At 61.0% G+C, this 26,588-nt stretch carries 24 protein-coding genes and 3 pseudogenes; 16 read left to right on the forward strand and 11 right to left on the reverse strand.

What is annotated here, in order from left to right; all coding sequences use genetic code 11:
* Nucleotides 1–170: 170 nt before the first annotated feature.
* Nucleotides 171–500 carry a thioredoxin TrxA gene (gene trxA, locus LU682_RS28335; protein WP_003253660.1) on the reverse strand — a complete coding sequence of 110 codons (330 nt, stop codon included), beginning with the start codon at nucleotides 498–500 and terminating at the stop codon, nucleotides 171–173.
* A gap of 253 nt (nucleotides 501–753) precedes the next feature.
* Here trxA and ppx point away from each other — a divergent pair, with 253 nt between their 5' ends.
* Entirely contained in the window at nucleotides 754–2,256 is a 1,503-nt protein-coding gene (ppx, locus tag LU682_RS28340; RefSeq protein ID WP_010955738.1) for an exopolyphosphatase, read from the forward strand.
* Here the strand turns inward: ppx and ppk1 are convergent.
* Nucleotides 2,243–4,486 (reverse strand): polyphosphate kinase 1, encoded by a 2,244-nt coding sequence (gene ppk1, locus LU682_RS28345; RefSeq protein WP_049588332.1) that lies wholly within the window; start codon nucleotides 4,484–4,486, stop codon nucleotides 2,243–2,245. The genes ppx and ppk1 overlap by 14 nt on opposite strands.
* Before the next feature lie 213 nt (nucleotides 4,487–4,699).
* On the opposite strand from ppk1, the gene LU682_RS28350 reads away from it, so the two are divergent.
* A complete protein-coding gene (locus tag LU682_RS28350) occupies nucleotides 4,700–5,344 on the forward strand; it encodes a DedA family protein (protein WP_010955740.1) in 645 nt (214 codons plus the stop codon).
* A 549-nt stretch (nucleotides 5,345–5,893) separates the two neighbouring features.
* Here LU682_RS28350 and LU682_RS28355 read toward each other — a convergent pair.
* Nucleotides 5,894–6,472, reverse strand: a pseudogene (locus LU682_RS28355) (sterol desaturase family protein); the annotation flags it as partial.
* Nucleotides 6,473–6,584: 112 nt separating this feature from the next.
* Here LU682_RS28355 and elbB point away from each other — a divergent pair.
* On the forward strand, nucleotides 6,585–7,244 hold the full coding sequence (gene elbB, locus LU682_RS28360) for an isoprenoid biosynthesis glyoxalase ElbB (protein ID WP_049588334.1): 660 nt from the start codon (nucleotides 6,585–6,587) through the stop codon (nucleotides 7,242–7,244).
* Nucleotides 7,245–7,447: 203 nt separating this feature from the next.
* Here elbB and LU682_RS28365 read toward each other — a convergent pair whose 3' ends face one another.
* Complete coding sequence (locus LU682_RS28365; protein WP_014592810.1) at nucleotides 7,448–7,900, reverse strand: YaiI/YqxD family protein; 453 nt, start codon at nucleotides 7,898–7,900, stop codon at nucleotides 7,448–7,450.
* Between the two features lie 166 nt (nucleotides 7,901–8,066).
* Here LU682_RS28365 and LU682_RS28370 point away from each other — a divergent pair, with 166 nt between their 5' ends.
* The gene (locus LU682_RS28370; RefSeq protein ID WP_010955744.1) at nucleotides 8,067–10,922 is read left to right on the forward strand and encodes a class I adenylate cyclase; all 2,856 of its coding nucleotides are present in this window, start codon (nucleotides 8,067–8,069) and stop codon (nucleotides 10,920–10,922) included.
* A 69-nt stretch (nucleotides 10,923–10,991) separates the two neighbouring features.
* Here the strand turns inward: LU682_RS28370 and rnk are convergent, their stop codons facing one another.
* The 3 genes from rnk to cyaY form a co-directional block, all read right to left on the reverse strand.
* Entirely contained in the window at nucleotides 10,992–11,402 is a 411-nt protein-coding gene (gene rnk / locus LU682_RS28375; protein WP_003253652.1) for a nucleoside diphosphate kinase regulator, read from the reverse strand.
* A 146-nt stretch (nucleotides 11,403–11,548) separates the two neighbouring features.
* Complete coding sequence (locus LU682_RS28380) at nucleotides 11,549–11,773, reverse strand: DUF1289 domain-containing protein (protein WP_003253651.1); 225 nt, start codon at nucleotides 11,771–11,773, stop codon at nucleotides 11,549–11,551.
* 1 nt (nucleotide 11,774) lies between these two features.
* Complete coding sequence (gene cyaY, locus LU682_RS28385; RefSeq protein ID WP_004575827.1) at nucleotides 11,775–12,107, reverse strand: iron donor protein CyaY; 333 nt, start codon at nucleotides 12,105–12,107, stop codon at nucleotides 11,775–11,777.
* Between the two features lie 239 nt (nucleotides 12,108–12,346).
* On the opposite strand from cyaY, the gene lptM reads away from it, so the two are divergent.
* Genes lptM through LU682_RS28415 form a run of 6 tightly spaced genes read left to right on the forward strand, consistent with a single transcriptional unit; the run spans nucleotide 12,347 to nucleotide 16,972 of the window.
* Nucleotides 12,347–12,565, forward strand: coding sequence for an LPS translocon maturation chaperone LptM (lptM, locus tag LU682_RS28390; RefSeq protein ID WP_010955745.1), 219 nt, complete (start codon nucleotides 12,347–12,349; stop codon nucleotides 12,563–12,565).
* A 9-nt stretch (nucleotides 12,566–12,574) separates the two neighbouring features.
* Nucleotides 12,575–13,822, forward strand: a complete 1,248-nt coding sequence (lysA, locus tag LU682_RS28395) for a diaminopimelate decarboxylase (RefSeq protein WP_010955746.1) — start codon at nucleotides 12,575–12,577, stop codon at nucleotides 13,820–13,822.
* Nucleotides 13,823–13,826: 4 nt separating this feature from the next.
* Nucleotides 13,827–14,657, forward strand: a complete 831-nt coding sequence (gene dapF, locus LU682_RS28400) for a diaminopimelate epimerase (RefSeq protein WP_049588339.1) — start codon at nucleotides 13,827–13,829, stop codon at nucleotides 14,655–14,657.
* 13 nt (nucleotides 14,658–14,670) lie between these two features.
* Complete coding sequence (locus LU682_RS28405) at nucleotides 14,671–15,381, forward strand: DUF484 family protein (RefSeq protein ID WP_010955748.1); 711 nt, start codon at nucleotides 14,671–14,673, stop codon at nucleotides 15,379–15,381.
* Nucleotides 15,381–16,280: a tyrosine recombinase XerC gene (xerC, locus tag LU682_RS28410; RefSeq protein WP_010955749.1), complete on the forward strand. Its 900-nt coding sequence runs from the start codon at nucleotides 15,381–15,383 to the stop codon at nucleotides 16,278–16,280. Before LU682_RS28405 ends, xerC begins: the two co-directional genes overlap by 1 nt.
* Entirely contained in the window at nucleotides 16,277–16,972 is a 696-nt protein-coding gene (locus LU682_RS28415) for an HAD family hydrolase (RefSeq protein WP_010955750.1), read from the forward strand. Before xerC ends, LU682_RS28415 begins: the two co-directional genes overlap by 4 nt.
* Nucleotides 16,973–17,071: 99 nt before the next feature.
* Here the strand turns inward: LU682_RS28415 and sutA are convergent, their stop codons facing one another.
* The 3 genes from sutA to glnK form a co-directional block, all read right to left on the reverse strand.
* A complete protein-coding gene (gene sutA, locus LU682_RS28420) occupies nucleotides 17,072–17,401 on the reverse strand; it encodes a dormancy-specific transcriptional regulator SutA (RefSeq protein ID WP_003253643.1) in 330 nt (109 codons plus the stop codon).
* Nucleotides 17,402–17,830: 429 nt separating this feature from the next.
* On the reverse strand, nucleotides 17,831–19,162 hold the full coding sequence (locus tag LU682_RS28425; RefSeq protein WP_010955751.1) for an ammonium transporter: 1,332 nt from the start codon (nucleotides 19,160–19,162) through the stop codon (nucleotides 17,831–17,833).
* A gap of 46 nt (nucleotides 19,163–19,208) precedes the next feature.
* Nucleotides 19,209–19,547 (reverse strand): P-II family nitrogen regulator, encoded by a 339-nt coding sequence (gene glnK, locus LU682_RS28430; protein WP_002555808.1) that lies wholly within the window; start codon nucleotides 19,545–19,547, stop codon nucleotides 19,209–19,211.
* Between the two features lie 518 nt (nucleotides 19,548–20,065).
* On the opposite strand from glnK, the gene LU682_RS28435 reads away from it, so the two are divergent.
* Nucleotides 20,066–20,332 (forward strand): accessory factor UbiK family protein, encoded by a 267-nt coding sequence (locus tag LU682_RS28435; protein ID WP_003253640.1) that lies wholly within the window; start codon nucleotides 20,066–20,068, stop codon nucleotides 20,330–20,332.
* The gene (locus LU682_RS28440; RefSeq protein ID WP_020190994.1) at nucleotides 20,333–20,686 is read left to right on the forward strand and encodes a gamma-glutamylcyclotransferase family protein; all 354 of its coding nucleotides are present in this window, start codon (nucleotides 20,333–20,335) and stop codon (nucleotides 20,684–20,686) included.
* Here LU682_RS28440 and LU682_RS28445 read toward each other — a convergent pair.
* Nucleotides 20,640–22,715 carry a DUF4034 domain-containing protein gene (locus LU682_RS28445; RefSeq protein WP_049588343.1) on the reverse strand — a complete coding sequence of 692 codons (2,076 nt, stop codon included), beginning with the start codon at nucleotides 22,713–22,715 and terminating at the stop codon, nucleotides 20,640–20,642. The genes LU682_RS28440 and LU682_RS28445 overlap by 47 nt on opposite strands.
* Before the next feature lie 256 nt (nucleotides 22,716–22,971).
* On the opposite strand from LU682_RS28445, the pseudogene LU682_RS28450 reads away from it, so the two are divergent.
* From LU682_RS28450 to LU682_RS28465, 4 genes and pseudogenes are all read left to right on the forward strand, one after another.
* A pseudogene (locus tag LU682_RS28450) lies at nucleotides 22,972–23,058 on the forward strand (magnesium chelatase domain-containing protein); the annotation flags it as partial.
* A 625-nt stretch (nucleotides 23,059–23,683) separates the two neighbouring features.
* A complete protein-coding gene (locus tag LU682_RS28455) occupies nucleotides 23,684–24,172 on the forward strand; it encodes an Hcp family type VI secretion system effector (protein ID WP_010955754.1) in 489 nt (162 codons plus the stop codon).
* 9 nt (nucleotides 24,173–24,181) lie between these two features.
* Nucleotides 24,182–25,158 (forward strand): annotated as a pseudogene (locus LU682_RS28460) (hypothetical protein).
* A 1,092-nt stretch (nucleotides 25,159–26,250) separates the two neighbouring features.
* Nucleotides 26,251–26,526: a bacteriocin gene (locus LU682_RS28465; protein WP_061405724.1), complete on the forward strand. Its 276-nt coding sequence runs from the start codon at nucleotides 26,251–26,253 to the stop codon at nucleotides 26,524–26,526.
* The last annotated feature ends 62 nt before the right edge of the window (nucleotides 26,527–26,588 follow it).

Here is a 26,588-nt window from a genome sequence, read left to right on the forward strand (position 1 = left end):
CGCGCCGCTGGATGGCGACAGGATCGCGTACTGATTCGAATTAGGGATGCTTCGGCGACGGCATGTAGAGGGCACTGGAAAAGCAGTGCGAGGCCGAATGTAACACTTGCTTTTTTCTGCGTCTAGTGCTCTGAAAAAGAAAAGCCCCGCATTTGCGGGGCCTTTTCACATCACAGGTGGGCGTCGAGGAATGCGGCCAGCTGCGATTTGGACAGTGCGCCAACCTTGGTGGCTTCGACGTTGCCGTTCTTGAACAGCATCAGCGTCGGGATACCACGCACACCGTGCTTGGCCGGGGTTTCCTGGTTCTCGTCGATGTTCAGCTTGGCGACGGTCAGTTTGCCCTCGTAGGTGGAAGCGATGTCGTCCAGAACCGGAGCGATCATCTTGCATGGACCGCACCATTCAGCCCAGTAGTCGACCAGTACCGCGCCTTCGGCCTTCAGGACATCGGCTTCGAAGGAGGCGTCGGTGACATGTTTGATCAGATCGCTGCTCATGGATATCTCCAGGGTCGTAAGCAAAAAACGTGGCCCATGATAGCCGCACCTACGCCGGACAGGAAGCCACGGACGATTGAGTGTAACTATAGTTGCGCAAGACGCCGCGAATCGAAACTGTCATATGGCCGTCATAGAATCGAATGGCACATTGCCTTGCATCAAGGCCAGTACAACGGCTGAGTGTCACGCGTTGGCGATAGCCTGCTATCGTGGCACGATTGCCAGGTTAACGACCGAGAACAACCAGATCATGCCGCATACCATCGCGAAGAACCTGTCCCTGATCGCCGCCATCGACCTTGGCTCCAACAGTTTTCACATGGTCGTGGCCAAGGCCCACCATACCGAAATCCGTATCCTTGAGCGGCTCGGCGAGAAGGTTCAACTGGCCGCCGGCATCGACGAAGAGCGCATGCTCAGTGAAGAGGCAATGGAAAGGGGCCTGGATTGCCTCAAGCGCTTTTCCCAGCTGATCAACGGCATGCCGGCAGGCGCCGTGCGTATCGTCGGTACCAACGCCTTGCGCGAAGCGCGCAACCGTAACGAATTCATCCAGCGCGCCGAAGCCATCCTCGGCCACCCGGTGGAGGTCATCTCTGGCCGTGAAGAGGCGCGCCTGATCTACCTGGGCGTGTCGCACACCCTGGCCGACACACCCGGCAAGCGCCTGGTGGCCGACATCGGCGGCGGCAGTACCGAATTCATCATTGGCCAGCGCTTCGAGCCGCTGCTGCGCGAAAGCCTGCAGATGGGTTGCGTGAGCTTTACCCAGCGCTATTTCCGCGACGGCAAGATCACCCCGGCCCGCTATGCCCAGGCCTACACTGCCGCACGCCTGGAACTGATGAGCATCGAAAATGCCCTGCACCGCCTGACCTGGGATGAGGCTATCGGCTCATCCGGCACCATTCGCGCCATCGGCGCGGCCATCAAGGCCGGCGGCCTGGGCAATGGCGAGGTCAACGCCGAAGGCCTGGCCTGGGTCAAACGCAAGCTGTTCAAGCTGGGCGAAGTCGACAAGATCGACTTCGACGGCGTCAAACCAGACCGCCGCGCTATCTTCCCGGCGGGCTTGGCGATTCTCGAAGCGATCTTCGATGCCCTTGAACTGAACCGCATGGACCACTGCGACGGCGCCCTGCGCGAAGGTGTGCTGTTCGATCTGCTTGGCCGCCACCACCACGAAGACGTGCGCGAACGCACCCTGAACTCGCTGATGGAGCGCTATCACGTGGACCAGGGCCAGGCTGCGCGCGTCGAGCGCAAGGCGTTGCACGCATTCGACCAGGTGGCCGACGCTTGGAACCTGAAAGACGGAAACTGGCGCGATCTACTGGGCTGGGCCGCGAAAGTGCACGAAATCGGGCTGGACATTGCCCATTATCACTACCACAAGCACGGCGCCTATCTGATCGAGCACTCGGACCTGGCAGGCTTTTCCCGGGAAGATCAGCAGATGATGGCCCTGCTGGTACGCGGCCACCGCCGCAACATCCCCAAGGACCGTTACGCCGAACTGGGTGATGAAGGGGTCAAGCTGCTGCGCCTGTGCGTATTGCTGCGCTTTGCCATCCTGTTCCACCACATCCGCGGCACCCAGCAGATGCCAACGGTAGAACTGCACGGCGGGGACAACAGCCTGGATGTAGCCTTCCCTGAAGGTTGGCTGCAGCAGAACCAGCTGACCCAGGCCGACTTCGCCAACGAGGCGGAGTGGCTGGCCCGGGTCGGCTTCGTCCTCAGCGTACGTTGAGGACCGGGTTGCTCAGGCGCTCCAGCAGGGTCGCCTGAACGCTGCGCGGGTTCTGGTTGCCGGTCGGGGTGCTGCGCACGTAGCGCCCGTCTGGCTGCAAGGTCCAGGCGTGGGTATTGTCGGTCAGGTAGCCTTCCAGCTCCTTCTTCACCCGCAGCAACAGTTTCTTGCCTTCCACCGGGAAGCAGGTCTCGACACGCTTGTCGAGGTTGCGCTCCATCCAGTCGGCGCTGGACAGGTAGATCTGCTCTTCGCCGCCATTGAGGAAGTAGAACACCCGCGTGTGCTCGAGGAAGCGGCCAATGATCGAGCGCACCTGGATGTTGTGCGAAACCCCCGGAATGCCCGGGCGCAGGCAGCACATGCCACGCACCACCAAGTCGATTTTCACGCCCGACTGGCTGGCCTTGTACAACGCCTTGATGACTTTGGCGTCGGTCAGCGAGTTGAACTTGGCGATGATGTGCGCCGGCTTGCCTTCAAGGGCAAACTGGGTTTCCCGCGCGATCATGTCGAGCATGCCCTTTTTAAGGGTGAACGGCGCATGCAGCAGCTTCTTCATGCGCAGGGTCTTGCCCATGCCGATCAGCTGGCTGAACAGCTTGCCGACGTCTTCGGTGAGCGCATCGTCAGAAGTCAGCAGGCTGTAGTCGGTGTACAGGCGGGCGTTGCCGGCGTGGTAGTTGCCGGTGCCCAGATGCGCGTAACGCACGATCTCGCCCTGCTCGCGGCGCAGAATCAGCATCATCTTGGCGTGGGTCTTGAAGCCAACCACACCGTAGATCACTACCGCACCAGCCGCTTGCAGGCGGCTGGCCATCTGCAGGTTGGACTCTTCGTCAAAACGCGCACGCAACTCGATCACCGCAGTGACCTCCTTGCCGTTACGCGCCGCATCCACCAGGGCGTCGACGATTTCCGAGTTAGCCCCCGAGCGGTACAGGGTCTGGCGCACGGCGAGCACGTGCGGGTCCTTGGCGGCCTGGCGCAGCAGGTCGACCACTGGCGTGAAGGACTCGAACGGGTGCATCAGCAGGATGTCCTGCTTGCTGATCACACTGAAAATGTTGTCAGCGTTCGCCAGCAGCTTGGGGATCGCCGGGGTGAACGGTGTGTATTGCAGTTCCGGGTGGCTGTCCAGGCCGGTGATGCTGAACAGGCGGGTGAGGTTGACCGGGCCATTGACCTGGTACAGCTCGCTTTCGCTGAGGCTGAACTGCTTCAACAGGTAGTCCGACAGGTGTTTCGGGCAGGTGTCGGCCACTTCCAGGCGCACGGCGTCACCGTAGCGGCGCGAGAACAGCTCGCCGCGCAGCGCGCGGGCCAGGTCGTCGACCTCTTCAGAGTCCAGCGCCAGGTCGGCGTTGCGCGTCAGACGGAACTGGTAGCAGCCCTTCACCTTCATGCCCTGGAACAGGTCGTCGGCATGCGCGTGGATCATCGACGACAGGAACACGTAGTTTGCGCCCGGGCCGCCCACCTCTTCCGGCACGCGAATAACCCGCGGCAACAGGCGTGGTGCCGGGATGATCGCCAGGCCCGAGTCGCGACCGAAGGCGTCCACCCCCTCGAGCTCGACTATGAAGTTGAGGCTCTTGTTCACCAGCAGCGGGAACGGGTGAGTCGGGTCGAGGCCAATCGGGGTAATGATCGGGGCAATTTCGTCGCGGAAGTAGCGGCGTACCCAGGTCTTGAGCTTGGGTGTCCAGTAGCGGCGGCGGATGAAGCGGATCTGGTGCTTTTCCAGCTCAGGCAGCAGCACGTCGTTGAGGATCGCGTACTGGCGCTCTACCTCGATGTGCACCAGTTCGCTGATACGCGCTAGCGCCTGGTGCGGCTGCAGGCCATCGGCGCCGGCCTGTTCACGGGCGAAGTTGATCTGCTTCTTCAGGCCGGCGACGCGAATCTCAAAGAACTCGTCGAGGTTGCTGGAGAAGATCAACAGGAACTTGAGGCGTTCCAGCAGCGGGTAGTTCTCGTCCAGTGCCTGCTCCAGCACCCGGATATTGAACTGCAGTTGCGAGAGTTCGCGATGAATGTACAGGCTGCTGTCGTCCAGGCCAGGGACGGCGATGGTCGGGGACGGCGCGGGCACCGGAGCCACAGCCTCGACCACCTGTTCCGCTACAGGCTCGGCCACCGGAGGCAGGTCTGGCGGGGTCTGCAGCATCTCTTCTGGGAGCTCCTGAGCATCCTTGATCGCGACAGGGCTTAGCACTTCATTATTCATCTGGCGTTCCTGAGGACGTTAACGCCCTATCATCTATTGAGCGGCAAGATAAGCGCTCATTATGACGCCCGTGTTACACACATGGGCAAGCCGTGGCAAGTGGCTTGTGGCATTGTCTGCGCTGGAAATGTTCACGTCGAGACACATTTGGACACTTTCACGAACGCGCGCGAAGGGGTAGGCTGCGCGTTCATTTCGCCAGCACCTCAGAAAATGCTTCAACAATTCCTGCAGGATTTCGGCTACTTCGCCCTTTTTCTAGGCACCTTCTTTGAAGGCGAGACCATTCTGGTGCTTGCGGGATTCCTTGCGTTCCGCGGTTACATGGATATCAATCTGGTATGCCTGGTGGCCTTCTTCGGCAGCTACGCGGGCGACCAGTTGTGGTACTTCATGGGCCGACGCCACGGGCGCAGGATCCTGGCGCGCAAGCCGCGCTGGCAGGCAATGGGTGACCGGGCGCTGGACCACATCCGCCGCCACCCCGATATCTGGGTGCTGAGCTTCCGCTTTGTCTATGGTTTACGCACGGTCATGCCGGTGGCCATCGGCCTGTCGGGTTACCCGCCACGCCGTTACCTGCTGTTGAACGGTATTGGCGCGGGCGTCTGGGCAGTGGCCCTGGGCGCCGCCGCCTACCACTTCGGCGCCATCCTCGAAGGCTTGCTGGGCAACGTCAAGCGTTACGAGCTATGGGTGCTTGGCGGCCTGGTGGCGCTGGGCGGCCTGCTGTGGCTGCGCCGGCGCTTCCGTACTCTGCGCGCGGAGCGCAGGGCGGCGAGCCAGGCCCAGCCCCCAGAGGCTGAGCAGGCTGTAAGCCACGAGCAGAAGCCAGGTCAGCGGCACGACCACCGCTAAGCCCAAGGCGCCGGCCAAGTACAATGCCGGCGCATTCAGACACAACCGCGCCAACTCAAGGCGTGCAGACCAGGGCCGGTTCTCCAGCAACGCGCCCAGCACGAACAAACCAAACGCCATCAGTGACCAGCCGAGCACCAGCGCGGCGGCCGGCACGCGGTCAGCCACGTCCATCAGGTAGCTGCCCAAGGCCACATAAACCACGAACTGCGCCGCCACATAGGCTTGTTGCCCGCGCCCCAGGGCAATCTCGAACTTGCGAAACAGCGCCAGGTCCTGTTTGGCCTGCGGGTAGCGTGCGGCCACATCGGCCGGGCGCCAGCCGGTAGGCATGAACCAGATACGCAGCTTGTCCCACAGGCTGGTGGTGCGCCGGGCGTCATGCCAGAGCTGGGCATAGAACTGCAGGTTGGCCCATAGCGGGTTCCAGCTGGCCAGCGGCGTGGTCACCCCGAACACCACCGGCTCGGCCGGGTCCTCCTCCTTGAAAGTGCCGAACAGACGGTCCCAGAGAATGAACACACCACCGTAATTGCGATCCAAGTAAGCAGGGTTTTGCGCATGGTGGACGCGATGATTGGACGGCGTGATCAACACCCACTCCAGCCAGCCAAGCTTGGGAATATGCCGGGTATGCACCCAGAACTGATACAGCAGGTTGAGCGAGGCCACGGTAATGAACACCAGTGGCGGCACGCCCAGCAGCGCCAGCGGCAGGTAGAACAGCCACGAGAAGATGAACCCGCTACTGGTCTGGCGCAGTGCCGTGGTGAGGTTGTACTCCTCGCTCTGGTGATGCACCGAGTGCGCAGCCCACAGCACGTTGCGCTCATGCCCCAGGCGGTGCAGCCAGTAGTAACAGAAGTCGTACAGGACAAAGGCCAGCAACCAGACCCACCCTGCCTGCGCCGGCAATTGCAGCAGCGCCAGGTGCTCGAAGGCCAGAGCATAGGTGACCAGCCCTACGCCTTTGGTCAGCAGGCCGGTACTGGTCGACAGTGCGCCGGTACTCAGGCTGTTGATCGAGTCGGCCAGGGTGAAATTGCGCTGGCCGCGCACGCGGTCGGCGACCAGCTCTACGGCTATCAGCACAAAAAAGAATGGTACGGCCAGCAGTATCAGGTCCATGGGCGCGACCTCAGGCGTTATCCACCAAGATTAGGCCGCACCCACAGGAATCCCTATGGCGACATCTGCCAAACTAGAGGACATTTAGCGCCTCGACACTGGAGTAATGAGCATGACAAAAAAAGTAGCGGTGATTCTTTCCGGCTGTGGCGTGTATGACGGCGCCGAAATCCACGAAAGCGTGATCACGCTGCTGCGCCTCGACCAGCGCGGTGCGCAGGTGCAGTGCTTCGCGCCGAACATCGCACAGATGCATGTAATCAACCATCTGACCGGCAAAGAAATGCCCGAATCGCGCAATGTACTGGTGGAGTCGGCGCGCATCGCCCGCGGCGAGGTCAAGGATATCCGTGAGGCCAAGGCCGAAGACTTCGATGCGCTGATCGTGCCGGGCGGTTTCGGGGCAGCAAAAAACCTCTCCAACTTTGCCGTGGAAGGCGCCAACTGCAGCGTGAACCCAGACGTGCTGGCATTGGCCGAAGCCTTTGCCGACGCCTGCAAACCCGTAGGCCTGATCTGCATCTCGCCGGCGCTGGCGGCGAAGATTTACGGGCCGGGGGTGGTCTGCACCATCGGGCGCGATGCCGGCACTGCGGCGGCTGTCGAAAAGATGGGCGGCACCCATGAAGAATGCGATGTACACGACATTGTCGAAGACACCCAGCGCAAGCTCGTGACTACCCCGGCGTACATGGAGGCCAAGTCGATCAGCGAGGCGGCGGGCGGGATCTACAAGCTGGTGGACCGAGTGCTGGAGCTGACGCACGAGTAACTTACTGCGTTGGCTTCTTCGCGGGCATGCCCGCTCCCACAGGTCCAGCGCAGGCTTCAAGGCCACGCGGTACCTGTGGGGCAACTGCGCGATAGCCTGTGGGGCAACTGCGCGATCGCTTGTAGGAGCGGGTTTACCCGCGAACACCGGCAGAGCCGGTGCCATCCACCGCGCCAGCCTGGGCTGTCGCCTACAGGAATCTGTCAGCCTTTCGAGAGCCGGGCAATGATCCGGTCCAGTGCATTGGCAAACGCCTGTTTCTCACGTTCGCCATAGGCCGCCTGCCCGCCCCCCACCTGGCCCTGCTCACGCAGCTCGGTGAACAGGTTGCGCGCCGCCAGGCGGTCGCCCATGTTGCGCTCGTCGAACTCGCGCCCACGCGGGTCCAGCGCGGCCACGCCCTTTTTCACCAGGCGGTCGGCCAGCGGCACGTCACTGCAGATCACCAGCTCGCCCGGCACGGCGTGCTCCACAATGTAGTCGTCGGCCGCATCCATGCCGCTGGGCACCACGATCAGGCGCACGATCGCGAACGCCGGCTTGGCCACCGCCTGCCCCGCCACCATCACCACCTCGAACTTGCGCTTGAGGGCGAACTTGACGATCAGATCCTTGGCCGCCTTGGGGCAGGCGTCGGCATCGATCCATACACGCATTGGACACTCTCTACATGAACTCAATGCGCCCATCATGCCTGAAGCGCAGCGAAAGCTGGAGCAGGCCAGCGCTGGAAAAATGGCGCCAAAAATTCAATTACCGCTTATCCGACCCCGCCACTCAGGCTAAACTCGCCACAGCTTCAATGGCCTGCCCGAGCGCGCAATGAACCACCCTCACGAAATCCGCCCTGACCTGGACGAAGGCATCGACCGCAAGGTCCTGGCGACATTGCGTGCGCGCTTCCTGCATCTGAACCAGGGCCGACTGCAGCGGGCTAAGGAAGGCCTGTCAACGCGCCAGCAACAGGTACTGTCATTGCTGCCGCTGCTGTTTCACGTGAACCACCCGCTATTGCCGGGTTACGTCTCCGGCAGCACCCCCGCGGGCGTATCGGCTTACGAGCCAAGCGCCGAGCTGGTGGCAGATGCCCAACGCCTGGCACGCTCGTTCACCTACAAGGCCCAGCATGGCAACCCGCCACGCCCGATCCACGGCCTGTTCCTGATGGGCAGCCTGGGCTCGCTGGCGCAGGCCGAGCACAGCGACATGGACCTGTGGGTGTGCCATGCACCCGGCTTGCCCGAACAGCTGCTGGGTGAGCTGCGCCGCAAGTGCCAGCTGCTGGAGGCCTGGGCGGCAAGCCTGGGCGCCGAAGCACACTTTTTCCTGATCGACACACAGGGCTTCGCCCAAGGTCAGCGCGATGGCCAGCTCGGCTCCGACGACTGCGGCACCACCCAGCATTATCTGCTGCTGGACGAGTTCTACCGCACCACCCTGTGGCTGGCCGGGCGCACGCCGCTGTGGTGGCTGGTACCGGTGTACGAGGAGCACAACTATTACAGCTACACCCAGACGTTGCTGTCCAAGCGCTTCATCCGCAGCCAGGAAGCCCTTGACCTCGGCAACCTGGCGCACATTCCGCCCGGCGAGTTCGTCGGCGCTGGCCTGTGGCAATTGTTCAAAGGCATCGACTCGCCCTACAAATCGCTGCTCAAACTGCTGCTAACCGAAGCCTACGCCAGCGAACACCCTGCGGTGCGCTGCCTGAGCCTGGACTACAAGCAGGCAGTGTTTGCCAACCAGCTCGACCTCGACGAGCTGGACCCCTACGTGATGGTCTACCGGCGCATCGAACGTTACCTGCTGCAACGCGGCGAAACCGCGCGCCTGGAGCTGGTAAGACGCAGCCTGTACCTGAAGGTGAACAAGAAGCTCAGCGACCAGGGCCGCAGCCATGGCTGGCAACGTCGGCTGCTGCAGCGCCTGGCCGACGAATGGGGCTGGGACCAGCGCCAGTTGGCCCTGCTGGACAGCCGCAGCCAATGGAAAGTGCAGCAGGTCGCCGTCGAGCGGCGTGAGCTGGTGGCCGAGCTTAACCTCAGTTATCGCTTCCTCAGCCAGTTCGCCCGCACCCAGAACGCCAGCAGCCGCGCCGACCAGCGCGACCTCAATGTGCTGGGCCGGCGCCTGTACGCCGCCTTCGAGCGCCGCGCCGGCAAGGTCGAAGTGATTAACCCCGGCATCGCCCCTGACCTCGCCGAAGACACCCTGACGCTGGTCCAGGCACCCAACCGCAAGGAGCCGGGCAGCTACCACTGGGAGCTGTACAGCGGCAACCTGAGCACCCATGAGGTACAGCACTTCAGCCCGATGAAGCGCTGCCGCGAGCTACTCGAACTGCTGACCTGGGCCCATCGCAACGGGGTGATCGACAGCAGCACCCGCATGGCGCTGCATCCAGGGGCCAGCGACCTCGGGGAGTTCGAGCTGTTCAACCTGCTGGGCTGTCTGCGGCAAAGTATCCCCCTGCCCTTGCCGACCGTCAGCGAAGTGCGCCTTTTGCAGCCCAGCGTTGCCGATGAGGTGTTGTTGCTGGTCAACGTCGGCGTCGACCCGCTGCGCCACCACCGCGACCTGAACGTGCTGATGACCACAGAGCGCACCGACGCGTTGAGCTACGCTGGCGTGCGCGAAAACCTGGTGCTGACCCTGGACCAGGTCACCGTCAACAGCTGGAACGAGGTGCTGGTCCAGCGCTATGACGGCGAACACGCGCTGGTGCGCTGCCTGCGCGACTTCCTCAACAGCCCGGCGCAGCGCGGCCACCGGCCACGGGTGCGGGTACGCTGCTTCTGCCAAAGCCGCGCCCAGCCTATCGGCCAGCGCGTAGAGGAAATTTTCGACACTGTGCAGCTGCTGCGGGACCAAGGGCTCCACCACCGCTACCTGCTACAAGTGGCCCAACACACCCATGTGCTGGAGCTTTTGCCCGAGCATGTCAGCCTGACGACCCTGGCCGAGCATGAGGCGCTGCTGGCCTACCTGGGCGAAGAACGCAGTGTCTACAGCCCGCTGTACCTGGATGCCAATGCCCTGCAGGATCACGACCTGCGCCTGGTGCTGGAGCAAGGCCGGCCAGCCTGTATTCAGGTGTTCTACCGCCTGCAGGGCGGCTGGGCCGACGTGTATGTGCTGGATGAATACAACGCATTGTGGCAACAACGCCTGCCGCTGCATGACGAAGCGCATCTGCTGTTGCCACTGCAACGCTTTCTGCGCTCGGTGGTGATGCGCCGCGATGCACGCCTGCCCCTCGATAGCCTGCGGCCCGCCTCGCTGGATATCCACTTCGCGCAGCTGTTGCCCACCGGCCCAGGCAAGGCACGCAGCATCGAGCCGCGCCTGGCCCCGGCCGAGGGCAGCGACCAGCCTTACTATGAGGTACAGGCGATTATCCAGGCCGGTGTAGCGGGTGTGGCGCATGTGACGTTGTACTGCGACCAGCAGGAGTTTTCCGAACTGGAACATGGTGAGCAGCTGTACGCGGTGGTGGCCCGGCAGATCATCGGTCAGCGCCGTGGCGCAGAGCGGTACCGGTGCTATATCACCGACCTGGATTTGTCCGAGCTGCTGGATGACCGGCTGGGGGCAACGCAGGTCTACCTGAGCTACAAGCGGGTGCTGGAGCAGGCTTTGAATGAGGGGCTGGAACAGGTTTTGGCGCAGGGCGCCTGAACTCGCAGCACAAGACTGCTGTGGAACAGCCTTGTGCTGCAAATGGGTCGCGAAGCGGCCCCCTGGCCCTTACAGGTCGTAATCGCCCGCTGCTTCCGGCTGGTACTCCACTTCCAGCAGCTTCAGCTTGAGGGTCTTGCCCCCCGGTGCCGGCCAATCGATCTGCTCGCCCACCGACAGCCCGAGCAAGGCGCAGCCAATCGGCGCCAGGATCGAGACCTTGCCTTCCGGCCCGGCATCCTTGGGGTACACCAGTGTCAGGTGGTAGTCCTTGCCGCTGGCTTCCTCACGGCAGTGCACCCGCGAGTTCATGGTCACCACGCCCGCCGGCACTTCCTCGTGACCGACCACCTGCTCGGCGCGGTCAAGCTCGTCCTGCAGGGCGAGCACACCCGGCGTACTCTCGTCGAGGCTGTCGATCAGACGCTCCAGACGCTGTACGTCCAATCGGGTGAGGATGAGGGAAGGCTTGGTGCTCATGATCCAGTCAGACTCCTTTGAACAGGCAGTTTTCAATGTGCAAATAAAGCAAAACCCCGCCCAAGGGCGGGGTTTGAGAAGGCTTTGGCGTCACCGACGCAGAACCCGACACTACCACAGCCGGGCAAATACTCAAGCCCCTGCGCTCAGTGTGCCTTAGCCTGCTCGCGCAAGACCTGGGCCTCGCGGCAGATCTGCCGGCGCCGTTCGTCATCGGCCGAGCGCCATTCGCGAATGTGCTCGACATGCCGATGGCAACCGGTGCACACCCGTTGTTCGTCCAGCCGGCATACGCTGATGCACGGTGACGGCACTGCAGGGCTGACGTTGCTGTAAAGCGGCTTGGGCGGCCGGGCCTGGGCGCTACTCATGTCAGATTTCGTCGAAGTCCAGCTTCTCGCCGGCCCGCTCCCAGACGATACGCTCGAGCATTTCCCCCAGCAACTCTTCGCTCTTTTCGCACACCCACTTGCCGCTGTCTTCGTCGTAATCGAAGTGGAAACCACCGGAGCGGTCGGCAAGCCACAGCTGGCGCAGTGGCTCCTGACGGCTGAAGATCAGCTGGGCGCCGCCCTCGAACTTGACGGTCAGGACACCGGCGGAGTTCTCCATGTCCAGGTCCAGGCCGCTCTCGTCGAACAGATCTTCCAGGGCCTGTTGGGTCGCGTCGACCAGATCATGGAAACGCGCTTCACTCAAACTCATTGCAGGAACCTCGAAATTGGCTGCGTTACAGGCAAGCCGGGCAAGATACGGGCGCTTGCCGCCGAATGCAAAGGTTTAGCCGTTGCCTTCACCGGCCTCTTCGCGGGCAAGCCCGCTCCTACAGGGGGCTGCGCAGAGGCTAAGCATAGCCCGCCCGGCGGACCGGTCCTTGCATAGGCAAGCCGCCGGTCGCTCGGTATACTCGGGCGCAATACTGCATTTTTCTAAGGATTTCACCCATGAAGCGCCTGATTTCCTCCTTCGCGGCGCTGGTCGCTGTTGCCTGCCTCGTTTCGGCCTGTGGCCAGAAAGGCCCGCTGTATCTGCCTGAAGATGGCGATAACGGCAAAGCGCACACGTCGCACCAGCACCAGCCAAAAGCCAAGCCGGCCCCGGCACAAGAACAGCAGCCCGAGCTGCAGTCCGAGTCCGAGCCCGAGCAGTCGCCAGCGCAGTAAGGAAACCAGATGAACGCTTTCAACTACCGCGACGGTGAGCTGTTCGCGGAAGGCGTGGCCCTGTCGGCCATTGCTGAACGTTACGGCACCCCCACCTACGTGTACTCGCGCGCCCACATCGAGGCCCAGTACCGTAGCTACGCAGACGCCCTGCAAGGCACCGAGCACCTGGTGTGCTTCGCGGTCAAGGCCAACTCCAACCTTGGCGTGCTGAACGTGCTGGCGCGCCTGGGCGCAGGCTTCGACATTGTCTCCGGTGGTGAACTGGAGCGTGTGCTGGCCGCTGGCGGGCGTGCCGACCGCGTGGTGTTCTCCGGCGTCGGCAAAACCCGTGAAGACATGCGCCGCGCCCTGGAAGTTGGCGTGCACTGCTTCAACGTCGAATCCACCGACGAGCTGGAGCGCCTGCAAGTAGTCGCCGCCGAAATGGGCAAGGTTGCCCCGGTGTCGCTGCGGGTCAACCCGGACGTCGATGCCGGTACCCACCCGTACATCTCCACCGGCCTTAAAGAAAACAAGTTCGGCATCGCCATTGCCGATGCCGAGGCCATCTACGTACGCGCCGCACAGCTACCGAACCTGGAAGTGGTCGGTGTCGACTGCCACATCGGCTCGCAGCTGACCACCGTCGAGCCCTTCCTCGACGCCCTCGACCGCCTGCTGGTGCTGGTCGACCGCCTGGCCGAGTGCGGCATACACCTGCGCCACCTGGACCTGGGTGGCGGTGTCGGCGTGCGCTACCGCGACGAACAGCCACCACGGGTGGCCGACTACATCAAGGCCATCCGCGAGCGCGTGGGCGAGCGCGACCTGGCCCTGGTGTTCGAACCAGGCCGCTACATCGTCGCCAACGCCGGCGTGCTGCTGACCCGCGTGGAATACCTCAAGCACACCGAACACAAGGACTTCGCCATCATCGATGCAGCGATGAACGACCTGATCCGCCCGGCCCTGTACCAGGCCTGGATGGGTGTCAGCGCGGTCAAGCCACGTGCAGGCGAAGGCCGCGCCTACGACCTGGTCGGCCCTATCTGCGAGACTGGCGACTTCCTCGGCAAGGACCGCGTCCTCAACCTGGCCGAAGGTGACCTGCTGGCCGTAGAGTCCGCGGGCGCCTATGGTTTTGTCATGAGCTCCAACTACAACACCCGCGGCCGTTGCGCTGAAATCCTGGTCGACGGCGACCAGGCGTTCGAAGTACGCCGCCGCGAGACCGTCGCCGAACTGTATGCTGGCGAAAGCCTGCTGCCGGAGTAAGCCCATGCTGCTGCGTTTTACCAAGATGCATGGGCTGGGCAACGACTTCATGGTCCTGGACCTGGTCAGCCAGCACGCGCACATCCAGCCCAAGCACGCCAAGCAATGGGGTGACCGCCATACCGGTGTCGGCTTCGACCAGTTGCTGATCGTCGAGGCGCCGAACAACCCGGAAGTGGACTTCCGCTACCGCATCTTCAACGCCGACGGCTCCGAGGTCGAGCAATGCGGCAACGGTGCGCGCTGCTTTGCCCGCTTCGTGCTGGACAAGCGCCTGACCGCGAAAAAGCGCATCCGCGTGGAAACCAAGAGCGGCATCATCGTGCTGGACGTGCAGAACGACGGCCAGGTGAGTGTCGACATGGGCCCACCCCGCTTCATCCCTGCCGAAATCCCCTTCGTTGCTGACGCGCAGGCGCTGAACTATCCACTGGAGGTCGACGGCCAGCTGCATTCCATAGCCGCCGTGTCCATGGGTAACCCGCACGCCGTGCTGCGTGTCGACGACGTGCAGACTGCCCCCGTGCACGAGCTGGGCCCGAAGATCGAAAACCACCCACGCTTCCCACAGCGGGTGAATGCCGGCTTCATTCAAGTCATCGACCGCCACCGCGCCAACCTGCGCGTGTGGGAACGCGGCGCCGGCGAAACCCAGGCTTGCGGCACCGGCGCCTGCGCCGCGGCCGTGGCGGCGATCAGCCAGGGCTGGATGGACTCCCCGGTGTCCCTCGACCTGCCCGGTGGCCGCCTGCACATCGAATGGGCCGGCCCCGGCAAGCCCGTGATGATGACCGGCCCGGCCGTACGCGTCTACGAAGGACAGGTTCGTCTCTAAACGAGTAACCGCCATGACCGATCAGCCCAAGGTTGTACCCAAGCAGTCCACCGAGCTCGATGCCGAAGCGGTGGTCGCCTACCTGCGCGCCCACCCCACCTTCTTCGCCGAGCACGACGAGCTGCTGATCGAACAGCACATCCCGCACCAGCGAGGAGACAGCGTGTCGCTGGTGGAACGCCAGCTCAAGCTGCTGCGTGACCGCAACATCGAAATGCGCCATCGCCTGTCGCAACTGATGGACGTGGCCCGCGACAACGACCGGCTGTTCGACAAGACCCGCCGGCTGATCCTTGACCTGCTCGATGCCGGCAGCCTGGAAGAAGTGGTAATGGCGGTCGAAGACAGCCTGCGCCAGGAATTCCAGGTCCCCTTCGTCAGCCTGATCCTGTTCGGCGACAACGTCGCGCCAGTCGGGCGCTGGGTCAGCAATGCCGAGGCGCAGCAAGCCATCGGTGCCCTGCTGGGCGGTGGCAAGACCGTCAGTGGCAACCTGCGCGAGCACGAGCTGGCGTTCCTGTTCGGTGAAGAACAGCGCCGGGAAGTAGGCTCCAGCGCCGTGGCAGCTCTTGAGTACCAGGGGCTGCATGGGGTTCTGGCCATCGGCAGCCGCGACCCGCAACACTACAAGAGCAGCGTCGGTACCCTTTTCCTCGGCTATATCGCCGAGGTGCTTGGCCGCGTTGTGCCACGCGTCACCCAGACCCTGCGCCCGGTACGCTGATGAAACGCCAGCTGGAGGCTTATTGCGCACACCTGCGCAACGAGCGCCAGGTGTCGGAGCACACCTCGCAGGGCTACCGTCGCGACCTGGAAAAAGTCATCGCCTACTGCGAAGAACACGGCATTGCCGATTGGCAGGCGCTGCAAATCCAGCAGCTGCGCCAGCTGATCGCCCGCTTGCACCACCATGGCCAATCTCCGCGCAGCCTGGCACGCCTGCTGTCGGCAGTGCGCGGCCTGTACCGCTACCTCAACCGCGAAGGCCTGTGCCAGCACGACCCGGCCAACGGCCTGAGCGCGCCCAAAGGTGAGCGGCGGCTGCCCAAGGTACTGGATACCGACCGCGCACTGCAGCTGCTCGATGGTGGCGTCGACGACGACTTCATCGCCCGGCGTGACCAGGCGATCCTCGAACTGTTCTATTCCTCGGGCCTACGCCTATCGGAACTGACCAACCTCGATCTTGATCACCTCGACCTCGCCGCCGGCCTGGTGCAGGTACTGGGCAAGGGTGGAAAAGCCCGCGTACTGCCGGTGGGTCGCAAGGCTCGCGAGGCGTTGCAGGCCTGGTACCGTTTGCGCGGCATCGGCAACCCACGCGACCGTGCAGTGTTCATTACCCGCCAGGGCAATCGCATCAGCCCCCGGGCAGTGAGGCTGCGGGTAAAGGTTGCCGGTGAGCGTGAGCTGGGCCAACACCTGCACCCGCACATGCTTCGCCATTCCTTCGCCAGCCATGTGCTGGAATCATCCCAGGACCTGCGCGCGGTGCAGGAGATGCTCGGCCACGCCGACATCAGCACGACGCAAATCTACACCCACCTGGACTTCCAGCACCTGGCCGCGGTGTACGACAGCGCCCACCCTCGGGCCAAACGCAGCAAAGGCACAGACTCATGAGCATCAAGCTGATCACCTTCGACCTCGACGATACCCTGTGGGACACCGCGCCGGTGATTGCCACCGCGGAAGTCGTGCTGCGCGACTGGCTCGAGGCCAACGCACCAACCCTCGGCAGCGTGCCGGTGGAACACCTGTTCGCCATCCGCGAGCGCCTGGTGCAAGCAGAGCCCGGCCTCAAGCACCGCATCAGCGCCCTGCGCAGGCGCGTGCTGTTTCATGCCCTGGAAGAGGTCGGCTACAGCGAACAGCACGCACAGGCGCTGGCCAACGAAGGCTTCGAAGTGTTCCTGCATGCCCGCCACCAGGTGGAGATCTTCCCAGAGGTGCAGCCGGTGCTTGAAATCTTGCGCCATCAATACATCCTGGGGGTGGTCACCAACGGCAATGCCGACGTCAGCCGGCTGGGGTTGGCCGATTACTTCCGCTTTGCCCTGTGCGCCGAGGACCTGGGCATTGGCAAGCCAGACCCGGCGCCGTTCCTCGAAGCGCTACGCCGTGGCGAGGTGGACGCGGGTGCGGCGGTGCACATCGGCGATCACCCTGGCGATGACATTGCCGGTGCCCAGCGCGCCGGTTTGCGCGCGGTGTGGTTCAACCCGCAGGGCAAGGCCTGGACTGGCGATCAGGCGCCGGATGCCGAAATCCAGCGCCTGTCGCAGCTGCCCGACGTGCTCGCGCGCTGGCGCTGACGGGAGCCGCTTTGCGGCCCATTCGCGGGCACGGGCAACACAAAACCCACAGGCATAAAAAAGCCCGCAGCGACGGCGGGCTTTTTTGCGATCAGCCACTCAGATAGGGCGGCTGCCGTACTTGTTGTCTGGCTTCTTGGGCGGGTCAGCGACCACGTTGGCCTCGACTTCCTGCACCTTGCCGCCGCGAGAAAGGAATTCTTCCATCGCCTTGGCCAGTGCATCACGCTCTTTCTGCTTGGCTTCCATGCTCGGCATCTCGTCTACCGAGACTGCGGCCTTGGATTTGCCCTTGGCAACGGGTGCCGGGCTGCTGTCGTCATCGCCAGCGTCTTCCACGCCGTCGTCAGCCGCCCCTTCAAGGACCTCATCACCCTCGTCTTCGTCGCCTACTTCGAGGTCATCATTTTCCAGATCGTCGTCGCTCATGTTCTACCTCATGACTTGCGAAAAGCAGGTTGGTTATAGACCAGTGCAGCCGTAGACCGGCAGCCACCAGTGAAAATTCAACTGGCCGTGGGTTAGGCCACTGCCCTTGGGTCGGCACTCCTGATGGGAGGCGGCACCCAGCAGGCCCTGCTCCTGGCAGGACCTGACAAATCCATTAGCCCCTGCTGGCCACACGCTATTGGCAAGCCTAGCAAAGGCTGGCGAAGTGTGTGGACTACTCGTCAAACACCCTTCGGCGCGCATTCTAGCGCGCCCGTGGAAAAAGCAAAGCACCATAAACGCCCTGCGGCTTGTAAGTTTTTTACCTACGTCACGAACGTGTCGAATAAACCGTTTGCCGTGCGGGAAATGCTGAAAAACTGGCAAAAAAATGCCCGGCAAGCCGGGCAAGTTTTTACCGCGTCGCAGTTACAGGTTGTAGCCGCGCTCGTTGTGCTGAGCCAGGTCGAGGCCGACCGACTCTTCTTCTTCGTTGACCCGCAGGCCCATCACCACATCCAGCACCTTGAGAATCACGTAGGTGACGATGGCGGTGTAGACCACGGTGAAAATCACACCTTTGGCCTGGATCCAGACTTGCATGCCGATGTCGGTGACGGTACCGAAGCCGCCCAGCGCCGGAGCCGCGAATACACCCGTGAGGATGGCACCGATGATGCCGCCAACACCGTGCACGCCGAAGGCATCCAGCGAATCGTCATAGCCGAGTTTGCGCTTGAGCGTGGTGGCGCAGAAGTAGCAGAGCACACCCGAAACCAGGCCGATGATCAGCGCGCCAATCGGCCCGACGGTGCCCGCAGCCGGGGTGATGGCGACCAGGCCAGCAACCACGCCCGAAGCGATGCCCAGAGCACTTGGCTTACCGTGACCGACCCACTCGGCGAACATCCAGCCCAGGGCGGCGGCGGCGGTAGCGATCTGAGTGACCAGCATGGCCATGCCGGCAGTACCGTTGGCGGCAGCAGCAGAGCCTGCGTTGAAACCGAACCAGCCGATCCACAGCATCGCTGCGCCCATCAGGGTATAGCCGAGGTTGTGCGGGGCCATCGGCGTGGTCGGGTAGCCCTTGCGCTTGCCCAGTACCAGGCAGCAGACCAGGCCTGCGATACCGGCGTTGATGTGCACCACGGTGCCGCCAGCGAAGTCCAGTACGCCCCAGTCCCACATCAGGGCACCGTCACCGCTCCACACCATGTGTGCGATCGGCGCATACACCAGGGTGAACCAGATACCCATGAATACGAGCATCGCCGAGAACTTCATGCGCTCGGCAAAGGCACCGACGATCAACGCCGGGGTGATGATGGCGAACGTCATCTGGAAGGTGATGAACACCGCTTCAGGGAACAGCGCGGTGGCCGAGGTCAGGCTGTCGGGCGTGACACCGCTGAGGAAGGCCTTGGAGAAGCCGCCAACGAAGGAGTTGAAGTTGAGCACGCCCTTTTCCATACCGGCGGTATCGAAGGCCATGCTGTAGCCGTAGACGACCCAGAGAATGCTCATCAGGCCGGTGATTGCAAAGCACTGCATCATCACCGACAGCACGTTCTTGGATCGCACCATGCCGCCATAGAACAGGGCCAAGCCCGGAATAGTCATGAACAGCACCAGCGCCGTTGCGGTCAGCATCCAGGCGGTGTCGCCGGAATTAAGCGCTGGGGCAGCTTCCTCTGCCAGGGCAAGCCCGGGCATTACGAGGGACAATAGGGCTCCTAGCCCTGCGATCTTACGCAGAGTCATGTTGTTTTCTCCTGGGGCGTTGGGTTTGGTGAGGCTTTTTTGCTGCTTAGATCGCGTCGGTATCGGTTTCGCCGGTACGGATGCGGATCGCCTGCTCCAGATTCACCACGAAAATCTTGCCGTCACCGATCTTGCCGGTGTTGGCTGCCTTGGTGATGGCTTCGATTACCCGATCAAGGTCTTTGTCATCGATGGCGACATCGATCTTCACCTTGGGCAGGAAATCGACCACATATTCAGCACCGCGATACAGCTCGGTGTGGCCCTTCTGCCGACCGAAACCTTTGACTTCGGTGACGGTGATGCCCTGCACGCCGATTTCCGACAGCGACTCGCGCACGTCGTCCAGCTTGAACGGCTTGATGATGGCTGTGACTAGCTTCATGAAACTCTCTCCCGATTTGGTGGACTTGCCCCAGGAAAACAAACCCGTCTCAAGTCTAAGCGCAGCGGTTGGCTTTGTAACGCGTCGTCGGCATCCGGCTCCGCGTGCGCACTGCCTGGTCACAAGGAACTGCTTCAGTGCATGGCTCGTACAGGTCTTTGCAGAAACCTTGCCAGTTCCGACAAAGCGCCGAAAAACAGCGCGTTATGTGATTTGCTCGGGATTGGCCAGTCGCCAGCACGGGAAACATGCACAATTTCGGTGCGCAGCAGCGGGGCAAGCTGCGCGAAAAATGTGCAACAGCTTGAAAACTGCACGCGATCTTTGTGGGAGCGGCCTTGCGTCGCGATTGGGGTGCGAAGCGCCCCCCAAGATTTGTGCCTTGATGCTGATATTGCCGGGGCCGCTGTGCAGCCCAATCGCGACGCAAGGCCGCACACAAAGGCCAATGTGCACTCAGGCGCCAGGTTTGTGCGTGCTACACTGGCGGCCATTTCTCCGTTTCAGTGGACAGCCCCATGCTCGCGCCCAAAGCCCTTCTCGATGCCCTGAGCGACCAGGCCTCGCGCCTGTTCAGCAGCGATGCCGCCCAGCCCCGTGCGGAACTGGAAAGCCAGTTCAAAGTGTTGATGCAAGGCGCCTTCAGCAAGCTGGACCTGGTCAGCCGCGATGAATTCGACAGCCAGATGGTCGTACTGGCGCGCACCCGCGCACGCCTCGAGGCCTTGGAAAAACAGGTAGCCGAGCTGGAAGCCCGGCTGAACCCAACTTCACAGGATGAATGAATGCAGCCCTCCAGCGCATACCCGGTACTGTTGTTTTCCTACGGCACCTTGCAGGATAAAGCCGTGCAACTGGCCAACTTTGGCCGTGAGCTGAACGGCCAGGCCGACCGTATGCCGGGCTACCGCCTGGACTGGGTCGAGATCACCGACCCGGGCGTTCTGGCGACCAGCGGCAAGTCTCATCACCCCATCGTTTCCCCCAGCAGCCAGGCCAACGACAGCGTGGCCGGCATGGTCTTCCAGATCAGCGAAGACGAACTGGCAGCGGCGGACCGCTATGAAGTTGCCGACTACAAGCGCGTCGCCGTCACCCTTGCATCGGGCCTGACAGCCTGGGTTTATGTGCGCGCCTGAGCCCGTCCGATGCAGGTTTAACCCGCAACGACTCGGCATGGGTAAAGGCCTGTTTCGGTGGTAGTTCACTTGCATGCAGTGTGCCGCGGAACAATGCCGCCCCGCACTGAGTAAACAAAGTCTTCACCCGGCTGTGCGAATTGAGGATCTGAGCCTGGATATCACCAATGGCCGAATCCCTTGGTTGCAAGCTGGCCGCTCGGTTGACCCATTGGATGGCGGCAAAGCGGCTTTGCTTGCGGGTGCCACGCCCCTGCATCCAGGCCAGCCCCAGTTCGGCGCTGGCACGCCCTGCAAGCCACGGGTCCGGGTGCTCGACCAGGCTCAGCAGGTAAGCAACCGCCTCACTTCGCTCCTGCGCCTCACCAAACCGGCGTAACAAAATCCCCAGGTGCAACCGCGCACACGCATTGGTCTGCCCGTTGCCCAGCGCGTCGACAAGCAGGCGCCTGACCGCCAGCATGGCACTGCGCTCGTTCAGATCCTCATCGCCGTCCATGCGCAGGCAGGCCAGGTTGTACTTGGCCTGCCTGCTGCCCGCCTCCACCGCACGCTGCAGCCAGTACCCGGCTGCCTCGTCATCCAGGTAATGCGCCGGGGTGTTGGCCAGGCCGCCATGGTGCAGCTCATACAAGGCCAGGGCAGCACCCGGCAGGTTCAGTTCGGCGCAGCGTTCATACAGGTAGCAGGCCACTTCATGCCGGTTGGCTGCCCACAGCAATCGCGCCACTTCAAGCACTTCGAACCCCGGTGCCTGGCCCGCGCACTGGCGACTCACCGCCCGTTGCAACCATAGCCTTGCCTGCTCGGCCGAGCGTGGCAGCGCCCACAGCCCGAAACGGTGCCCGACAGCGCGTAATGCACAGGCAGCAGCATGTGAACGGCCGTCACACAGGCGCTCAATGGCGCCGTGTAACAGTTGCTTCTCATCTGCCATGCCATCGCGCAGTATCAGCTCGGCCAAACAGCGAAAAGGCACGCCCATGGCGCGGATGGCGCCGAGATCGGCATTGCACGCCAAGCTCGCGCCAAAGTCGCGCATAGCGCCAGCATGGTCGCCCGATACCCGGCTGCGCAGTGCCCCCCGCCATGCCAGAACGACAGCACGTTCCCTGGGCCTCAACGGGCGTTGTGACCAGTCTTCGAACACGTGCTGCCAGTCGGCGACGGCCTGCACCTTGTCAGCCTGTGGCAGCTTCAGCCGGCCTTCGACAGCCATCCAGCGCAGCGCATTACGCAAACGCTCGTCCCAGGTTGCGCACAGCGGGCCATTGACCAACAGCTCGAACGCATCAAGGCTGCCGCCCCAGCGGGGCAGCAGGTACACAGCAAGGGCCTGGATCGCTTCGAAGCAGCCGGGGCGGGCGATCAGCGCATGGCGCAGCCAGTAATAGCGAGGGTCCTCGTTTTCATGGTCGACCCGCTTGCCCAGATAGCGCGGCAGCGACTGTGGCAGCTCGGCCAAGGGCAACAGCCCATGCCTCACCAGCAACGGCGCTGCAGCTTCCTGTACCTCTACATCGGCATGGGCACTGGGCCTGAAGCGTGCAGGCTCCCCCTGAAACAGTTGCAGCAACCAACCAGGCTCATGGAACTGCGCACTGATGCGCAGCATGCCAATGGCCGCTGCCACGGGGTGCGCAGAGCGGTCCATTGCACGCAACAGGTGCGCGGTGGCGGATTCACAAATTTGCGCGACCGCCAGCAAGCGTGCAGCGTTGCGTGGTCCATCAACCTGCACCTGGCAGGCCCGGTGGAAGCAGTGCATACCCATTACCACTTGTGGGTGGTAAGCCCTGGGGCACGCGTCAATCCAGGCTCTGAGCACTTGGCTCAGGGCCCTGTCGCCCTGGTTTTCCTGGTCGAGCAGCATGTGCCCGTCAATGGCCGCCAGGTAGGCCGGGAACTCGCCGGGCGGGGCCTGACGCCACTGAGCCTCGAGCCTGTCGAAAAAGCGGTTGAGTTCGACGAATGCACTGGCCTGCACCAGTTCGCGCATTACCTGGTGCGTGCGGGCGAGCGTTTGCACGGAGCAATACCTCAAGTCCATTTGAAAGAAGACGCAGTGCCATCCCATGGCAACTGCGGTTACCCAACAACACTAAGTCATACCTGACGCCTGCGCAAAGCCTATTGGATCCATTTTTGCCGAACCGCATGAGACCGCAGGGAAAACCCCTGCCCTGAAAAACCACGACGCACACTTGTTGCGCCGGCGTTGGCAGCACTGGCTATTCTTTGCCCAGCCGCAGGAAGCGGCATTTTCCAGCAACAACGGAGTGTTCATGTCTCTAGCCCTCGTCCACAGCCGCGCCCAGGTAGGCGTGCAGGCACCGGCGGTCAGCGTCGAAACCGACCTGGCCAACGGCCTGTCGGGGAAGTTGCGCCCGGTGCAGAGCGGCGGCGGCAGCAGGTTTTCGAAATAGCTGCAAAAATTCGGACTAGATACGACTAGTTAGAACGCTGCAACATCCACATCAAGCTGAATACCACCTTGACCATTTTAAAAATGGCAGTCAGGCAAAAAGCTAGCGGCCTGTAACTTTAGGATCCGCCTGCTCCACCAAATCCTCCACAGAGGTAACCGCTGAGCACGAGATTGCCAAAGGTAGATTCTCATCTATCAAACGCCCCGATACTTTTCAATAAATAGAAAACCTTCAATAAACCAGAAATTTAGACCTTCGAACAACGGGATATTAATTTGATATCCATACCCAAGAGGGTTCTGCTCCACGCAGCGCCCAACTGCCATCCAAGAAATTTTGTAAGAAACATTTTCTAACGTGATCGGGCCGGCTTTATCGGCAAATTTGTAGGCAATTTCGCAAACTTAATCTCGCCTGCTTGCGGCAGCGATTCGGTGTGACTATTTTACACCATTCCCATCGGCACAAGCAGTCCAATCCGCCGTGCTTGAGGAACAAGCCTTAAACGACGCTGTCCGAGCAACGTCATTGTCATTTTCAGACCAATTGTTACCAGGGAGTGGAACACATGGCTTTCGATGCCTATATCCAAATCGCGGAAATTACTGGCGAAGCGCTGGACCAGCAATACGCCAACTGGATCGAAATCGTCGGTTATAAATTCGGTGTCAGCCAAAGCACCTCAGCCACCGCAAGCTCTGCGGGTGGCGCATCTTCAGGGCGCACCACCCTCACCAATTTCACCTTCACCAAATACCTGGACAGTGCCAGCTGCAAGCTTCTTGAAGCCAGTTGTGCCGGCCAGCACCTAAAGGAAGTGAAGCTGGTGGTATGCCGTGCTGGTACCGACAAGCTCAAGTACTACGAAGTCGTTCTCGAAGAAGTGATCATCGCCGACTACGCCCAGAGCGCCAGTTCCGGCGTCCCGATGGAAGTCGTACAGCTCAACTACGGGCGGATCAATACCACCTACACGCGGCAGAAGCGCCTCGACGGCAGCGCGGGCGGCAACGTCACGGGCGGTTGGGACCGTATCAACAACAAGAAGTATGCGTGAGGTGCGACCATGTCCGAGGCACGCAGCTTCATTAATTCGCACACGCAGTCATATGATTCGCTGAAGGCCGATACGCCCATGACGGCCAATCAGCGCGGCAAGTTTGATGTGTTGAATGCGCATATCGTCAATAGTGTGGTGGTAGGTGGTGAACTGGTTATTGTAGGTGATCCAACCACGCCCTCCTGTACAAGTCATGAAGAATTTTTAATGTCTCAGGCAGAAGGATCCATCATCTACTTGAAGTCAATGGTGCTGGGGTGGATGATTTTTTATTGGATAACTACGAAATGTTGAATAGTTTTCTTGCTCATGCGTCGATGGGGGCAGGCGCAGTAAGTGACGGCTGGAGCAGGCATCTCGATGCAATCAAGGAAACACTCGGGCAGATTGAGCAGCTTCATCGAGATTACTTGGGGGGCGGCACGATCAAAGCGCGTGATGAATTTTATGCCAAGCGGATGGTTTTGTTCATTAGGTTGGAGGAGCAGCTGGATAGGCTAGCGGCATACGGTTCGGGCTTGCGTAAAAAGGGGAAAGCAAAGAGAACGCTAGGGATTTCCACGAAGAGTTATCTGCACGCTGGTGAAATTGTTGGGTATGCGGAAAAGATCGCTGGAGTTTCCAAGGCTGCTAATCTCATAAAGAACGGCACTTATATCGGTATCGGGCTAGATGTGGCTGCAACAGGATTGAGTATCCATCAAGCGTGCACCCTTGGGCGAGAAGATGAGTGTGCGCAAGCCAGGTATGTCGAAGGGGGCGCTTTGATAGGCAGCATTGGCGGCAGCATCGCAGGGGGAGCCGTTGGAGGTGCTATAGCTACAGTGGTTTGTACTGCGGTGTTGGGTATTCCTACTGGAGGTAGTGGTGCGTTAGCTTGTGCTGTATTGGGTGGGACTTTAGGTGGCAAGATTGGTGGGGACAAGGGTGGACAAGGCGGGGAATATTTTGGGGACATACTTTATCGCAGTGTAAATCCATGACAATCACTATTGCGGAACTCGTTGTATTGGGCAGTTTTGTTTTGGCGGCACTATCGCTCTTGGTGTTGGTGTATTTATCGTATCGTTATCTAGAGCTTATAGAAACCATGCTTTCCAACTCTAGCTTTGTGATAGGAAATAAAAATCTGTATTCGCGGGCGGGCTTGATTGGGCGTATCATGCGAATCTGCACGGTGTCGATATTGTTGACTATGCCAAAAGTATTTGTATATAGAGGGCTGGTTGATTTAAGTGAGGTAGATAGGTTCCCGGTGGCGATGAGGTGTCTATTGGTTGCATTGTGGAATATTATGCTAGTCTCGTTTTTAATCTTTGTCTGCGCGAGTGGATAATAGTTAGGCAGCTGTGAATGTTAGGTTCATTGGTCGGGTCGACTGTGCGCACAATTAGAAGCAGGGTGGTTATGGGGCATCGAAACTGCGACATTTTATTTGAAATCTATAGAACAGTATCCGTGGGGTGCAGCGAACATGCTGGAAAGAAACTATGCCCTTTGTCGGTTTATTTGCGTCATTTCACCACACCCCCTTTCGGCTAGGTACTACTGGTGTGTTAGCCTGCTTGCGCTGTTCATATTGGTCGGCGATACGATCATGCTATGTCACACCGACGGAAAGCCATTGAGCTAGTCAATCTCGCGAAGCGCGACAGTAACCTTACGGCCGTACACTCTATCCACCGTAAGCGCTCTGTTAAAGGCTTGCTTTGCTCGTCGAATAGGATAGCTGAATTGAGGCTAACAAAGCTTTCAAGGATTGCCGGTCGCCGGCTTCTATCGAACGGTTACTGAAATGCACTGAAATAATAACCGTGAATTATGCAATATGCTTCGCCACCCTATAAGAGTAGGATGGTTGTTCACTGGCCTGCAGATCAAATTTAAATGCAACCTACAGTACCTGTGCGAATAACAATCTAAAACCACCATTTTTAATGAGCGATCACCCAGCCCTTCCGGGCTGCGCTGTCGCACAGAAGAGTGAACACTTCGCCGCCATTGATCCCGCGCGCCTGTTTTTTCGCTAGAACGAACAGAGGGTTATCTTTTGTTTGATAGAAGGCTATTAAAGAATGCGAGACCTATCAGAAAAAGAGCTGTCTCAGATTTCCGGAGGCGACAAGGGCGATACATTTTTTGAAAATGTCGGTGCGACGCTGGGAGGAGCCTTAGGTGCAGCCATCGGATCGAGAACGCCAATTGGTGCAACGGGTGGTGCTGCAGTAGGTAGTGGCTTAGGCGCTATAGGAGGTGGAACGGCTTACAATGCTGTCAAGGATGCTGCCAATGCTTGGGATCCTTCCGGATTTTCTGGAACATCATTCTTTCCGCACACCAATGGTAGCTGAGTAGTCTGGTCGATCTGTGGCGCAAGCTTCTTGAGCCTAGCGCCACTATTAGGTAGTTATAT

It is taken from the genome of Pseudomonas alloputida (genome assembly GCF_021283545.2).
In the GTDB taxonomy this organism is placed as follows: Bacteria; Pseudomonadota; Gammaproteobacteria; order Pseudomonadales; family Pseudomonadaceae; genus Aquipseudomonas; species Aquipseudomonas alloputida.